The 13,244-nt window shown below is 42.0% G+C and carries 11 protein-coding genes and 2 rRNA genes; 10 read left to right on the top strand and 3 right to left on the bottom strand.

Annotated elements, in window-relative coordinates; all coding sequences use genetic code 11:
* Positions 1-54: 54 nt before the first annotated feature.
* The 7 genes from GKD17_RS18450 to der all read left to right on the top strand — a co-directional run bounded on the left by GKD17_RS18450 (position 55) and on the right by der (position 7,702).
* Positions 55-2,943, top strand: a 23S ribosomal RNA gene (locus tag GKD17_RS18450).
* Positions 2,944-3,021: 78 nt separating this feature from the next.
* Positions 3,022-3,132: ribosomal RNA gene (gene rrf / locus GKD17_RS18445) — 5S ribosomal RNA — on the top strand.
* A gap of 418 nt (positions 3,133-3,550) precedes the next feature.
* Positions 3,551-4,084, top strand: a complete 534-nt coding sequence (locus GKD17_RS18440) for a YceD family protein (RefSeq protein WP_007843675.1) — start codon at positions 3,551-3,553, stop codon at positions 4,082-4,084.
* Positions 4,085-4,095: 11 nt separating this feature from the next.
* The gene (rpmF, locus tag GKD17_RS18435) at positions 4,096-4,281 is read left to right on the top strand and encodes a 50S ribosomal protein L32 (RefSeq protein ID WP_002562387.1); all 186 of its coding nucleotides are present in this window, start codon (positions 4,096-4,098) and stop codon (positions 4,279-4,281) included.
* 104 nt (positions 4,282-4,385) lie between these two features.
* On the top strand, positions 4,386-5,390 hold the full coding sequence (locus GKD17_RS18430) for a beta-ketoacyl-ACP synthase III (RefSeq protein ID WP_008655190.1): 1,005 nt from the start codon (positions 4,386-4,388) through the stop codon (positions 5,388-5,390).
* A gap of 82 nt (positions 5,391-5,472) precedes the next feature.
* Positions 5,473-6,354 (top strand): GTPase Era, encoded by an 882-nt coding sequence (gene era / locus GKD17_RS18425; RefSeq protein WP_007830830.1) that lies wholly within the window; start codon positions 5,473-5,475, stop codon positions 6,352-6,354.
* 34 nt (positions 6,355-6,388) lie between these two features.
* On the top strand, positions 6,389-7,702 hold the full coding sequence (der, locus tag GKD17_RS18420) for a ribosome biogenesis GTPase Der (RefSeq protein ID WP_007855548.1): 1,314 nt from the start codon (positions 6,389-6,391) through the stop codon (positions 7,700-7,702).
* Positions 7,703-7,784: 82 nt separating this feature from the next.
* On the opposite strand, the gene GKD17_RS18415 is transcribed toward der, so the two are convergent.
* Together GKD17_RS18415 and GKD17_RS18410 are read right to left on the bottom strand one after the other, a co-directional pair.
* Positions 7,785-8,549, bottom strand: coding sequence for an ABC transporter ATP-binding protein (locus tag GKD17_RS18415; RefSeq protein ID WP_007830834.1), 765 nt, complete (start codon positions 8,547-8,549; stop codon positions 7,785-7,787).
* The gene (locus tag GKD17_RS18410; RefSeq protein ID WP_032934389.1) at positions 8,546-9,289 is read right to left on the bottom strand and encodes an MlaE family ABC transporter permease; all 744 of its coding nucleotides are present in this window, start codon (positions 9,287-9,289) and stop codon (positions 8,546-8,548) included. The genes GKD17_RS18415 and GKD17_RS18410 overlap by 4 nt, the downstream gene beginning before the upstream one ends.
* 128 nt (positions 9,290-9,417) lie before the next feature.
* Here GKD17_RS18410 and lptB point away from each other — a divergent pair, with 128 nt between their 5' ends.
* Positions 9,418-10,239 (top strand): LPS export ABC transporter ATP-binding protein, encoded by an 822-nt coding sequence (gene lptB / locus GKD17_RS18405; protein ID WP_008655196.1) that lies wholly within the window; start codon positions 9,418-9,420, stop codon positions 10,237-10,239.
* Between the two features lie 72 nt (positions 10,240-10,311).
* Here lptB and GKD17_RS18400 read toward each other — a convergent pair whose 3' ends face one another.
* Positions 10,312-10,557 carry an RNA recognition motif domain-containing protein gene (locus GKD17_RS18400; protein ID WP_005840220.1) on the bottom strand — a complete coding sequence of 82 codons (246 nt, stop codon included), beginning with the start codon at positions 10,555-10,557 and terminating at the stop codon, positions 10,312-10,314.
* Between the two features lie 382 nt (positions 10,558-10,939).
* Here GKD17_RS18400 and tig point away from each other — a divergent pair, with 382 nt between their 5' ends.
* Both tig and clpP read left to right on the top strand, forming a co-directional pair.
* A complete protein-coding gene (gene tig / locus GKD17_RS18395) occupies positions 10,940-12,295 on the top strand; it encodes a trigger factor (RefSeq protein ID WP_007830842.1) in 1,356 nt (451 codons plus the stop codon).
* A gap of 180 nt (positions 12,296-12,475) precedes the next feature.
* Entirely contained in the window at positions 12,476-13,147 is a 672-nt protein-coding gene (clpP, locus tag GKD17_RS18390) for an ATP-dependent Clp endopeptidase proteolytic subunit ClpP (RefSeq protein WP_007830844.1), read from the top strand.
* Positions 13,148-13,244 lie beyond the last annotated feature (97 nt).

The following is a 13,244-nucleotide window of genomic DNA, read 5'->3' as shown; positions in this document are numbered from 1 at the left end:
AAGAGCTGAAAGTATATATCATCCCGCTGGCACGCAAGTGTGGGCGAATGAATAAGGAAAGTAAAGAAGGGCGCATGGCGGATGCCTTGGCTCTCGGAGGCGATGAAGGACGTGATAAGCTGCGATAAGCTCCGGGGAGGTGCAAATAACCTTTGATCCGGGGATTTCCGAATGGGACAACCCGGCGTGTTGAAGACACGCCACCTGATCATTTCAGGAGCTAACGCAGGGAACTGAAACATCTTAGTACCTGCAGGAAAAGAAAATAACAATGATTCCCCCAGTAGTGGCGAGCGAACGGGGAATAGCCCAAACCGTTCATGTTACGGCATGATCGGGGTTGTAGGACTACGTCGTTGCATGAAGACATCGGAGAAGAACTTTCTGGAAAGAAAGACCATAGAGCATGACAGTTGCGTATTCGTATGTTGTCGAAGCATAGTAGTATCCTGAGTAGCGCGGAGCACGAGGAATTCTGCGTGAATCTGCCGGGACCATCCGGTAAGGCTAAATACTCCCGAGAGACCGATAGCGAACCAGTACCGTGAGGGAAAGGTGAAAAGCACTTCGAACAGAAGAGTGAAATAGTTCCTGAAACCGTGCGCCTACAAGCGGTCGGAGCTGCTTAAAGCAGTGACGGCGTGCCTTTTGCATAATGAACCTACGAGTTGCCTTTGCCGGCAAGGTTAAGTGTGACGACACACGTATCCGAAGCGAAAGCGAGTCTGAAGAGGGCGTATAGTCGGCAGTGGCAGACGCGAAACCAAGTGATCTACCCTTGGCCAGGTTGAAGGCTGGGTAACACCAGCTGGAGGACCGCACCAATAAGCGTTGAAAAGCTTCTGGATGAGCTGAGGGTAGGGGTGAAAGGCTAATCAAACTTGGAGATAGCTCGTACTCCCCGAAATGCATTTAGGTGCAGCCTTGTGGGTTACTGATGTGAGGTAGAGCGACTGATAAGATGCGAGGGCTTCACCGCCTATCAAGTCTTGACAAACTCCGAATGCGCATCAGTTTTACCTCAGGAGTGAGGGCATGGGTGCTAAGGTCCGTGCCCGAGAGGAGAAGAATCCGGACCACCTGCTAAGGTCCCGAAATGACAGCTAAGTTAAACTAACGAAGTCTGACTGCTAAGACAGCTAGGATGTTGGCTTGGAAGCAGCCATTCATTTAAAGAGTGCGTAACAGCTCACTAGTCGAGGAGTCTGGCGTGGATAATAATCGGGTATTAAGTTGTCTACCGAAGCAGTGGGATCATTGAAATGATCGGTAGGGGAGCATTCCAGTCAGCGTCGAAGGCGTACCGCGAGGTATTCTGGAGCGTCTGGAAAAGCAAATGTAGGTATAAGTAACGATAAAGGGGGCGGGAAACCCCCTCGCCGAAAGACTAAGGTTTCCTGATCAACGCTAATCGGATCAGGGTAAGTCGGGTCCTAAGGCTCAGCCGAAGGGCGATGCCGATGGCAGAAACGGTTAATATTCCGTTACTACCTCCAGGAGTGATGTGGAGACGCAGTAGTGACAATGCCGCCATCTGACGGAATAGATGGTTGAAGGGTGTAGATGTTGATCTTGGCAGGCAAATCCACCATGAGAATCGAACCTGATAGTATGCCGCGTCCCTCGGGACAAGGCAATAGTGCATGTAATCATGCTGCCAAGAAAATCCGCTAAACTAAATCCTGTAGGTACCCGTACCGTAAACGGACACACGTAGTCGGGATGAATATTCTAAGGCGCTTGAGTGATTCACGGTTAAGGAACTAGGCAAACTGACCCTGTAACTTCGGGATAAAGGGTCCCTACCCGGTGACGGGAGGGCGCAGAGAATAGGTCCAGGCAACTGTTTAACAAAAACACAGGGCTGTGCTAAATCGAAAGATCCTGTATACAGCCTGACACCTGCCCGGTGCTGGAAGGTTAAGAGGAGACGTCATCGTTGAGAGAAGCGTTGAATTGAAGCCCCAGTAAACGGCGGCCGTAACTATAACGGTCCTAAGGTAGCGAAATTCCTTGTCGGGTAAGTTCCGACCTGCACGAATGGTGTAATGATCTGGACGCTGTCTCAACCGTGAGCTCAGTGAAATTGTAGTATCGGTGAAGATGCCGATTACCCGCGATGGGACGAAAAGACCCCGTGAACCTTTACTATAGCTTATCATTGAATCTGGGCACGTGATGTGTAGGATAGGTCGGAGGCTTTGAAGGGGGTACGCCAGTATCCTTGGAGCCGCTGTTGAAATACGACCCTTCATTTGTTTGGATTCTAACCCGTGTATATGGGGACACTGATTGGTGGGTAGTTTGACTGGGGTGGTCGCCTCCAAAAGCGTAACGGAGGCTTCTAAAGGTGCCCTCACGGCGATTGGTAACCGCCGTTAGAGTGTAATGGCATAAGGGCGCTTGACTGGGAGACTGACAAGTCGATCAGGTAGGAAACTAGAGCATAGTGATCCGGTGTTTCCGTATGGAAGGGACATCGCTCAAAGGATAAAAGGTACTCCGGGGATAACAGGCTGATCCCTCCCAAGAGCTCATATCGACGGAGTGGTTTGGCACCTCGATGTCGGCTCGTCACATCCTGGGGCTGGAGAAGGTCCCAAGGGTTGGGCTGTTCGCCCATTAAAGTGGCACGCGAGCTGGGTTCAGAACGTCGTGAGACAGTTCGGTCTCTATCTATCGTGGGCGTATGAAATTTGCGTGGCTCTGACACTAGTACGAGAGGACCGTGTTGGACAGACCTCTGGTTTACCGGTTGTGCCGCCAGGTGCATTGCCGGGTATCTAAGTCTGGATCGGATAAGTGCTGAAAGCATCTAAGTACGAAGCCGGCCACAAGATTAGATTTCTGAGGGTCGTTGTAGACTACGACGTTGATAGGATGCAGGTGTAAAGGTAGAGATACCAAAGCCGAGCATTACTAATTGCCCGTCCACTTTCCTTATATTTAGGATGGTGTATACGTTCGGTTATTACTACAGGATAAGATAACGCTGATGGCTTGTCGATATGTCGCCCTTATTCAGGTGGCTATAGCACAAGGGTTCCACCTCTTCCCATTCCGAACAGAGAAGTTAAGCCTTGTCACGCCGATGGTACTGCGTCACAGTGGGAGAGTAGGTAGCTGCCGTTTTTGATTGAAGCCTCCGGACTTGAAGAAGTTCCGGAGGCTTTTTTTTGCATCCACGTGTGGCTCCGGACACTCATGCCTTGGAAAAAGGCGGGAAATAGAACAGGCAGGTCTGAAGGCCCGCCTAACAGAGAAACGGAAGATGATTATAGCGCCTTTATGCAAGCTGCATGAACCGAAAAAGGATGGTGTAGTATAAAGGGAAAAAGTGTACGATGGAAACACTGATATGAGATATGAAGGGCAAACACACTTCAAAAAAAACGCTAAATTATACGCTAAAAATAATATATGTCTAATTTATATTTGAAAAATACGCACTTATATTATACATATTGGAATATTATTCGTATCTTTGTCGCCCGATTTATATAGTATTGCTTTGGGAAAGTTTGATAAATATAAGGTTGAATTGAAGAATATGAAAGCGGACTCTGCTAAGTATGAGTTTACGCTGGATAATCAATTCTTTGTAGATCTGGATGGACCGGAAGTACAGAAGGGAAAACTGACAGTAGAACTGAATGTGAAAAAAACATCCGGTGTTTTTCTGTTGGATTTTCAAACTGAAGGCTTTGTCATTGTACCGTGTGACCGTTGCTTGGATGAAATGGAATTACCTGTTTCAACTTCAGATAAACTGAAAGTAAAATTAGGTTCTTCATTTGCGGAAGAGGGTGACATAGTTGTAGTACCTGAAGAAGATGGGTATATTAACATTGCCTGGTTCTTGTATGAGTTCATAGCCTTGAATATTCCTATGAAGCATGTACATGCGCCTGGGAAATGTAACAAAGGTATGGTTGGCAAGCTGAGCAAGCATTTGCGTACTTCTGCGGACGATGAAGATGATGATGACATAGCGGTGGAGTTACCCGAAGGAGATGTTAGCGAAGGGCCTCAGGAAATAGATCCGAGATGGAATGAATTAAAGAAAATATTAGATAATAATTAAAGTTTAGAAAAATGGCACATCCTAAAAGAAGACAATCAAAAACGAGAACTGCAAAGAGAAGAACTCATGATAAGGCAGTTGCTCCTACTTTAGCTATCTGTCCTAACTGCGGCGAATGGCATGTTTATCACACTGTATGTGGAGCTTGCGGTTATTATAGAGGTAAGTTAGCAATCGAAAAAGAAGCTGCTGTCTAATCAGTAGCTTTAAACACGTTTGTACGTTTTATAAAATAAAGCCGGCGAGCTTCGGCTCTGTCGGCTACTTTTTTGTAAGGGTATAAACTAATTAAATTGGAATGATGGAAAAAATAAATGCAGTAATAACAGGAGTCGGTGGATATGTACCAGATTATGTCTTGACTAATGAAGAGATTTCAAGAATGGTAGATACCAATGATGAATGGATTATGACTCGAATCGGAGTTAAAGAAAGACGTATTCTGAATGAAGAAGGATTGGGTACATCGTATATGGCGCGTAAGGCTGCCAAACAACTGATGCAGAAAACAGCTTCTAATCCGGATGACATTGACGCAGTAATCGTAGCAACTACTACTCCTGACTATCATTTCCCTTCCACTGCTTCTATCCTGTGTGATAAGCTGGGATTGAAAAATGCATTTGCATTTGATTTGCAGGCTGCCTGCTGCGGATTTTTGTATTTAATGGAAACAGCTGCTTCACTTATCGCATCGGGCAGACATAAAAAGATTATTATTGTCGGTGCAGATAAGATGTCATCTATGGTAAATTACCAGGATCGTGCAACGTGTCCTATCTTTGGTGATGGTGCAGCAGCATGTATGGTGGAAGCTACTACAGAAGATTATGGTATTATGGATTCTATTCTTCGTACAGATGGTAAGGGGCTTCCTTTTCTTCACATGAAAGCCGGTGGCTCTGTATGTCCTCCTTCTTATTTCACTGTTGATCATAAGATGCATTACCTTTATCAGGAAGGAAGAACAGTATTTAAATATGCTGTTTCCAATATGTCGGATATTACAGCGACTATTGCCGAAAAGAATGGTTTGAATAAAGATAATATCGACTGGGTAATTCCTCATCAGGCTAATCTGCGTATTATTGATGCGGTAGCTTCTCGTCTGGAAGTTCCCTTGGAGAAGGTAATGATCAATATTCAGCGATATGGTAATACTAGTGGTGCTACACTTCCGTTGTGTCTTTGGGATTACGAAAAGCAGCTGAAGAAAGGAGATAACCTGATATTTACAGCTTTCGGTGCAGGTTTTACCTATGGAGCCGTTTATGTGAAATGGGGTTACGATGGTAGTAAGAGATAATAATCATTAAACTACAAATACAAATGAACGCATCCGTATTCCGATGCGTTTTTTTGTCTGTAGCCAATAAAATGAAAGAATTATGCATAAGGCAGGATTTGTAAACATAGTAGGAAACCCCAACGTAGGTAAGTCAACACTGATGAATTTGCTGGTGGGGGAACGTATTTCTATTGCAACGTTCAAGTCGCAGACAACTCGTCATCGTATCATGGGAATCTTGAATACGGACGATATGCAGATTGTATTCTCGGACACTCCGGGAGTGGTGAAGCCAAACTACAAGTTACAGGAATCTATGTTGAACTTCTCAGAGTCGGCGTTGGTGGATGCGGATATATTGCTGTATGTGACAGATGTGGTAGAGAAAACAGATAAAAATGTGGACTTTATAGAGAAAGTTCGTAATGTCAAGGTTCCTGTCTTATTGTTAATTAATAAAATAGATTTGACCAATCAGGAAGACTTGGTCAAGTTGGTGGAAGCGTGGCACGAACAGCTTCCTCAAGCTGAAATTATTCCGATTTCTGCTACTTCTAAATTCAATGTGGATACGGTAATGAAGCGTATCAGGGAGTTGCTGCCCGATTCACCTCCCTATTTCGGGAAAGATCAATGGACAGATAAACCGGCACGTTTCTTTGTTACCGAGATTATCCGCGAGAAGATTCTGCTTTATTATGATAAAGAGATTCCTTATTCTGTAGAAGTGGTAGTGGAGCACTTTAAGGAAGATGCTAAGAGTATCCATATCAATGCTGTGATTTATGTGGAGCGTGAATCGCAAAAAGGTATTATTATAGGTAAGCAGGGCAGGGCACTGAAGAAGGTGGCTACCGAGGCTCGTAAAACGTTGGAACATTTCTTCCAAAAGTCTATTTATCTGGAAACCTTTGTGAAAGTTGATAAGGATTGGAGAAGCTCGGACAAAGAATTGAAGAACTTTGGGTATCAAATGGATTAAAATCGACTGTGATAGCCGTAAAACAAGAAAGAAAATGGGAAATTTAGTAGCAATCGTAGGACGTCCCAATGTGGGAAAGTCTACACTTTTTAATCGTCTGACCAAAACGCGTCAGGCAATTGTAAACGAGCAGGCAGGAACTACCCGCGACCGCCAATATGGCAAGTCGGAATGGGTGGGACATGAGTTTTCTGTCGTTGATACCGGTGGATGGGTGGTAAACTCGGGTGATGTTTTTGAGGAAGAGATCCGTAAACAGGTAAGTCTGGCCATAGATGAAGCGGATGTAATCTTGTTTGTTGTGGATGTAGTGAACGGGGTTACCGATTTGGATATGGCTGTAGCCTCTATTTTGCGGCGTACAAAGAAACCTGTTATTATGGTAGCTAACAAGACTGATAATAATGAATTGCAATATAATGCCGCCGAATTTTATAAATTGGGTCTAGGTGATCCTTATTGTATTTCTGCATTGAGCGGAAGCGGTACAGGGGAATTGTTGGATCTAGTGGTAGGTAAATTCAGTAAGGAGGGTGAAGAACTGCTGGATGAGGATATCCCTCGTTTTGCAGTAGTAGGACGTCCGAATGCCGGGAAATCTTCTATTATCAATGCCTTTATCGGGGAGGACCGTAATATTGTAACAGAGATTGCAGGTACTACCCGCGATTCTATCTATACCCGTTATGAAAAGTTTGGTTTTGACTTTTATCTGGTAGATACTGCCGGTATCCGTAAGAAGAATAAGGTAAATGAGGATTTGGAATATTATTCTGTCATCCGTTCTATCCGTTCTATTGAGAATTCGGACGTGTGTATTCTTATGCTGGATGCCAGTCGTGGCATTGAAGGACAGGATTTGAATATTTTCTCTCTCATTCAACGTAACCAGAAAGGTTTGGTAGTAGTGGTGAACAAATGGGATTTGGTAGAGAATAAGGATGCCAAAGTGATGAAAACTTATGAGGAAGCCATTCGTTCCCGTCTGGCACCGTTTGTTGATTTTCCCATCATCTTTGCTTCCGCTTTGACAAAACAACGTATTTTCAAGGTGCTGGAAACTGCAAAAGAGGTATATCAGGCACGTACTACCCGTATTCCGACAGCTCGTCTGAACGAAGAAATGCTTCCGTTGATCGAGGCTTATCCGCCTCCTTCAAATAAGGGTAAGTATATCAAGATTAAATATTGTACGCAGTTGCCAAACACGCAGGTTCCTTCTTTTGTGTTCTTTGCTAATTTGCCTCAATACGTGAAAGAGCCTTATAAGCGTTTTCTTGAAAACAAGATACGTGAGAAATGGAATTTGTCAGGAACACCGATAAATATCTTTATCAGACAGAAATAAAAATAGTGGTTAGTGGTTAATGATTTGGTTAATGGGCTTCGCCGTGATATTCCCAGATTATTAACCACTAATCATTTTATTATTATTTTCTATGTTCTTCCACTTCTCTTACCTTGCGGAGCAGATCAGAGGCGAAGATAAAATTATTCAGCCGTTCATTGGTAGCAGTAAACACATCATCTTTTGTCCCTTCCCATTCTTTATGCCCTTGGTAGATGTAGAGAATACTGTCACCGATTCCCATTACGGAGTTCATATCGTGGGTATTGATAATGGTTGTCATGTTGTATTCAGTGGTAATGTCGTGAATCAGTTCATCGATAACCAATGAGGTCTTTGGGTCCAGACCGGAATTGGGTTCGTCGCAAAATAAATATTGAGGATTCAAAGCTATGGCACGTGCTATAGCTACACGTTTCTGCATACCTCCACTAATTTCTCCCGGATACTTGTTCTGCGCTTCCATTAAGTTTACACGGTCTAAACAGAACTGGGCACGCTTTACACGATCACGATACGTGTCGTTGGAAAACATATCCAATGGAAACATTACATTCTCTAGTACGGTAAGAGAGTCGAACAAGGCAGCACTTTGGAAAATCATTCCCATTTCGCGGCGCAATGTCTTTTTTTCTTTTTTATTCATGTTAAGGAAGTTGCGTCCGTCATACAGGATCTCGCCCTTTTCAGGAGTCAACAGACCGACGATACACTTCATCAATACAGTTTTTCCAGAACCGCTTTGACCGATAATCAGATTAGTTTTACCATTGTTAAAAGTAGCATTGATATCCACCAATACGTCTTTTCCCTCGAATGATTTATATAATGATTTAACTTGTATCATCCCATTAAAAGTTGTGTTAATACTAAATCGGAAAATAGAATAAGCACACTGCTCATTACCACAGAATCTGTACTGGCTTTACCTACTGCAATAGAACCTCCTTCTACCGTGTAACCGAAATAAGCAGATACACTGGAAATAATGAAAGCGAAAAAGATAGATTTAATAAAACTGCACCATACAAACCATTCCTGAAAACTATATTGCAGACCATAGGCCAAATCCTCGGCATTCATGACTCCTCCGAACCAACAGGTGCAAAAAGCACCAATAATTCCCGAGAATATGCTGAAAATAACCAAAAAAGGAATCATTGTCATTAAAGCTATAATTTTAGGAAGAATAAGGTATCCAGCAGAATTGACTCCCATGATTTCCAATGCGTCAATCTGTTGGGTTACACGCATGGTGCCTATTTCGGAGGCAATATTAGAACCTACCTTTCCTGCCAGGATCAAACACATGATGGAGGAGGAGAATTCCAATAACATGATTTCGCGAGTGGTGTAGCCTACCACAAAACGAGGCATCCACGGGCTTTCGATGTTTAATTTGATTTGAATGGTAATTACGGCACCAATGAAAAAAGAAATCAGCAGTACAATACCGATGGAATTTACTCCCAACTGTACCATCTCATTGAGATATTGCTTGAAAAACATACGCATACGTTCCGGACGAGCAAAAGTACGTCCCATCAGCATGATATATTTCCCTACGGTTGTTATGGGTCTTATCATCATAGTTTTCACAATTTCCTGCAAAAGTAGCCTTTTTTGTCTATATAAATGCAAAAGAAGTTCTGATTTTCTGTTCTGTTATGCGTTTCCTAAACTTTTTTAGTATTTTTGTCGCAAAATACATGGATATGTCAGAGCAGGAAATAGAACAACAAAATACGGTGAGCGAAGACAACCGTATGATACTTCGTACAGAAAATCTGGTGAAGAAATACGGCAAGCGTACGGTAGTAAGTCATGTTTCTTTTGATGTGAAACAGGGAGAGATTGTAGGGCTGCTGGGACCGAATGGTGCCGGTAAGACTACTTCATTTTATATGACTACGGGACTTATCGTGCCGAATGAGGGGCATATATTCCTAAATGACTTGGATATTACCAGTTATCCTGTATATAAGCGTGCTCAGAATGGTATTGGATATTTAGCGCAGGAGGCTTCTGTCTTTCGTAAGATGAGTGTGGAGGATAATATTGCCTCTGTGTTAGAGTTAACTAATACTACTCCGGAATATCAAAAGGACAAACTGGAAAGTTTGATTGCCGAGTTCCGTTTGCAGAAAGTACGTAAGAATTTGGGAGACCAACTTTCTGGAGGTGAGCGTCGTCGTACGGAGATTGCACGTTGTCTGGCTATCGATCCTAAATTCATTATGTTGGATGAACCCTTTGCAGGAGTAGACCCTATTGCTGTAGAGGATATCCAGCACATTGTATGGAAATTGAAGGATAAAAATATCGGTATTTTAATTACCGACCATAATGCATTGGAAACGTTACGCTTGACCGACCGTGCGTATCTGTTATTTGAAGGAAAGATTCTGTTTCAGGGAACCCCTGAAGAACTAGCGGAAAATCCTGTTGTCCGTGAGAAATATCTAGGTACTAATTTTGTGCTTCGCCGTAAGGACTTTCAATTGGCGGAAAAGGACAGGCAGGAAAACAATGTATAAAACCGGAGACGTGGGATATAAAAAAAGCTCTGAATCTGTTCAGAGCTTTTTTTGATTGTATCAGATAAGTAATTAGTCTCTAGGTCTTGCTTCCTTGATTACCAATTGGCGTCCCATGAATTCCGAACCGTTCAGTTCATTCATGGCCTGGGCTGCTTCTGCATCATTTTCCATTTCAACAAACGCAAATCCTTTAGATTTACCTGTTTCGCGGTCTTTGATAACTTTTACAGAAGTAACAACTCCATAAGCCGCCATTGCTTGTTCCAAATCTCCTTCCTTAACACGGTAGTTAAGGTTTCCAACATACATGTTCATAAGTGAAAAAATAAAAATAAATAAAATAAAAAATACTCTCTGAATGGTGATTATTAATGAAGTAGGGGATTCGAACGACAGAGAGTTTACATAAGTGCTATTCGTACAAAAGTAAAACCTTGTAATAAAAATCACTAGCTATAATTAGTATCACCAGTCGGACACAAAGGAACGCATAAATTTTGAATTTGCAAGAAAAAAAACGACTTTTTTTTCTTTTTTTTGAATCAGTTTCTTGCCCGATCATTTTAAATAAATACTTTCTGCTGTCAATTAGTATTTTTTAGTCTGTGTATTTGGTAATTGAAAGATTAAACACTAATTTTGCAACCTCTTTGGTTAAAAACAGAAAGAAGTAATAATTAAATAAATAAAGTTCAGAATGAATATTTCATTGCAAAACGTTGACAAAGTGAGCGCATTGCTTACTTTGAAGCTGGAAAAGGCTGATTATCAGGCAAGAGTAGAAAAGACATTGAAGACTTATCGTCAGAAAGCTAATATTCCGGGTTTCCGTCCGGGTATGGTGCCTATGAGTTTGATTAAAAAACAGTTTGGTAAGTCTGTTCTTGTAGAAGAGGTTGACAAAATGATGCAGGAAAAGGTAAACGAATATATCCGCGATAATAAAGTGAATATGTTGGGTATGCCGTTGCCTAACGAAGAGAAGATGGCTCCTATTGATTTCGATACTCAGGAAGATTTCGAATTTGTATTTGATATTGCTTTGGCTCCTGAATTCACAGCAGAAATCTCATCAGCAGATACAATTGATTACTATACGATCGAAGTTTCAGACGAACTGATAGACCAGCAAGTTAAAATGTACACTCAGCGTGCTGCAAAATATGATAAAGTAGAGCAGTATGAAGACAAAGACATGATTAAAGGTCTGTTGGCTGAATTGGATGAAAATGGAAATACTAAAGAAGGCGGTATTCAGGTAGAAGGTGCGGTAATGATGCCGGCTTATATGAAGAATGATGAGCAAAAGGCTATATTTAACGGTGCTAAAGTAAATGATGTACTGGTATTTAACCCTGCTGTAGCATTTGATAATAATGAAGCTGAACTTTCTTCTTTATTGAAGATTAAGAAAGAGGAAGTTGCTGGTGTGAAAGGTAACTTCAGTTTCCAGATTGAAGAGATTACCCGTATGGTTCCCGCTGAGTTGAATCAGGAATTGTTCGATAATGTATTTGGCGAAGGCGCTGTAAGCAGTGAGGAAGAATTTCGCGCTAAGATCAAAGAAGGAATTGCAAAGCAGTTCGAATCAGATAGCGATTATAAATTCTTGATTGATGTTCGTGAATATTTGGTTAACAAGATTGGTAAGTTGGAATTCCCCGACGCGTTGCTGAAGCGTATCATGTTGCTGAATAATGAAGAGAAGGGTGAAGCTTTTGTCGCTGAAAACTATGACAAGAGTATTGAAGAGCTGACTTGGCATCTGATTAAAGAGCAATTGCTCAAGAATAATGATATTAAAGTGGAACAAGCTGATGTGATGAATATGGCCAAGGAAGCAACTCGTATTCAGTTTGCTCAATACGGAATGTTGAATATCCCTGAAGATGTTCTAGAGAACTATGCAAAAGAAATGTTGAAGAAGCAGGAATCTGTAGAAGGTTTGGTAAACCGTGCTGCTGAAAGCAAACTTTCTGCCGCATTGAAAGCTAAGGCTACTTTGAACCACAAAACGGTTTCTATGGAAGAATTCAACAAAATGTTTGAATAATAACTTAGTAAGTCGAAGTAAGTGATTGCTAAAACTTTCTAAAAAAAGGGTTTTTGACCATAAATTTTCGTTATAGATAAGAGTATTAGATACGTTAACCGTATTTTTTTGTACTTTTGTTTGTTTGAAAAATAGGGGTTGAAAACCCTTTTTTGTTACTAATAACTAAACCATTAGATTATGGATGATTTTAGAAAATTTGCTACCAAGCATTTGGGTATGAACAGTATGGTGCTGGATGATGTCATCAAGTCGCAAGGATATCTGAATCCTTATATTTTGGAGGAGCGTCAGTTGAATGTGACTCAGTTGGATGTGTTTTCCCGACTGATGATGGACAGAATTATTTTTCTGGGTACACAGATTGATGATTATACAGCTAATACACTCCAGGCGCAGCTTTTATATTTGGACTCAGTAGAGTCTGGTAAAGATATATCTATTTATATCAATTCTCCCGGAGGATCTGTTTACGCTGGATTAGGTATTTATGATACCATGCAGTTCATCAATAGTGATGTTGCCACGATCTGTACAGGTATGGCCGCTTCGATGGCTGCCGTGCTGTTGGTTGCGGGAACAGAAGGTAAACGTTCTGCGTTGACTCACTCACGCGTGATGATTCATCAGCCGATGGGAGGCGCGCAAGGACAGGCTTCGGATATTGAGATCACGGCCCGTGAAATCCAAAAGTTGAAGAAAGAACTGTATACCATTATTGCAGATCACTCTCATACGGATTTTGACAAAGTATGGGCGGACTCTGACCGTGACTACTGGATGACAGCTCAGGAGGCTAAGGAATATGGTATGATTGATGAGGTGCTGTCACGCAAACCGGCTACTCTATAATGTATTTATTTCCATTTGAAAAGAATAACAGTACTAAAAACAACTCAAGTTTCTGCTATCATTTAATGTAGGCTTCTTTTTTAAAGACGCATTAGGG

The sequence above is a fragment of the Phocaeicola dorei genome, assembly GCF_013009555.1.
Lineage (GTDB): Bacteria > Bacteroidota > Bacteroidia > Bacteroidales > Bacteroidaceae > Phocaeicola > Phocaeicola dorei.
The sequence above is the reverse complement of the archived record's forward strand: the minus strand, read 5'-3'. Positions and strand labels throughout refer to the sequence as shown.